The sequence below is a fragment of the Chelativorans sp. J32 genome (assembly GCF_000518985.1).
In the GTDB taxonomy this organism is placed as follows: domain Bacteria; phylum Pseudomonadota; class Alphaproteobacteria; order Rhizobiales; family Rhizobiaceae; genus Chelativorans.
Map to the genome: position 1 here is coordinate 1 of NZ_JAEQ01000044.1, position 1,353 is coordinate 1,353.

A 1,353-nucleotide genomic window follows, 5' to 3' on the forward strand; every position below is an offset into this window, starting at 1 on the left:
GCCGCCAAGAGCGGCGCAAAGAGCGACATCGTCCATATTGCGGATCGTCTCATCGGTGGCGTTCCTTTCACGGAGAAGATCGATCGAGCGTTCCAAAGCTTCCCGGCGCTCGGATTGCGCCCCTGCCCGGTAAGCCATCACATGCGAGCCGATCAGAATGCCGGCCACAAGCGCGCCGACGCCGAGCCGCAGCCAAGTGCTGAGACCGAACATCACGTCCTCCAGCCCCAGCGCTTGGCCAGCCAATAACCGCCCTCAGCAAGAGCCGCCGCGACAATGCCGAGCGCCCATTGTAGGAGAGCGGCAAGATCCGGATCATCGGCCAGCATGTGCCCCATGTCGGCCGTCAGGAAGCCGAGCATCACCAATGCGCCGGCGATATAGCGGAGGATGATGCGAGAGAGCGGGCCAAGCATCAGAACAGCCCTCCGAAAAATGCCGTGATGTGATCCCAGGCGGCGTAGGCAGCAGCAGCGAGCGCTGCGAACAGGGCGGCGATCGCCCCTCCTCTGCCCATTGGTGCAGGTTTTGGCTGAACGTCGCCTGCACCAGTAGTCTCAGGTGGCGGAGGCGGAGGCGCTGTGTGTCCGTCCATGGCCATTGCAAGCGCATGGATGCGGACGTCAGAGACACGCCGCGTCCATCCCTTGCCGAAATCGCCCCATGTCGGCAGGCCCTTCAAGAAGGTCATGCGCTTGTCGCAGAGGGCGTTGATTCAGCTGCCCGGCGTCAGCCCTCTTTGCGGCTGCGATGGTCTGCGGCCCGATGATGCCGTCCACCTTCACCAGCAAGAGCGATTGCAGGTATTCTGCCGCCCTCTTCGGGCCGCTGTTCACAGCGAAATCGAACACGGCATAATCAACGCCGGCCGGCAGATCGTCGCCCTTCACCTTGTTCCAGTAGTGGAGCTTGTAGACTGTGGCGACCTGGGCATCAGTGATACGCTTCAGGTCTGCGACCGTGCCGTTGTGCTTCACATATTGCTGGAAGGTCTTGAGTGTGATGCCCTTATTCGTGGCCCCGCCNGGGTCGGACGGATGGTCGGCAAAGCCGCCCTCATGCTTCAGGACGAGCGCAAGTGCCCTCTGGAAGTTCGCTTCCATCGGCTTTCCTTTCAGTTGGCTATCAGTTCAGAAGTCGAGCAGGATCGCCGCGCCCCGTGCGCATATCGCCGCCCCCCACATTTGTGCGGGTTGCACGACAGATTTCGACATGCAATTAGAACGTGAATGGGGTGGGCAAAAGTACAAGCACTTGAAAAGCGAGGATTATCCGAGCCTTACGTGCGCCTGCTCCGTCAGGCACACAAGAGGAAATGATGAAACTACTCGCACTTACCACAGCTACAGCAGT

2 protein-coding genes and 1 pseudogene are annotated in these 1,353 nt (G+C 60.6%); all 3 read right to left on the reverse strand.

What is annotated here, in order from left to right:
* Window positions 1–213 (reverse strand): annotated as a pseudogene (locus CHEJ32_RS0123240) (hypothetical protein); the annotation flags it as partial.
* Complete coding sequence (locus CHEJ32_RS0123245) at window positions 213–416, reverse strand: hypothetical protein (protein WP_028035901.1); 204 nt, start codon at window positions 414–416, stop codon at window positions 213–215. The pseudogene CHEJ32_RS0123240 and the gene CHEJ32_RS0123245, both read right to left, overlap by 1 nt.
* A 207-nt stretch (window positions 417–623) precedes the next feature.
* A complete protein-coding gene (locus CHEJ32_RS26500; protein ID WP_245261273.1) occupies window positions 624–1,103 on the reverse strand; it encodes a glycoside hydrolase family 108 protein in 480 nt (159 codons plus the stop codon).
* Between the last annotated feature and the right edge of the window lie 250 nt (window positions 1,104–1,353).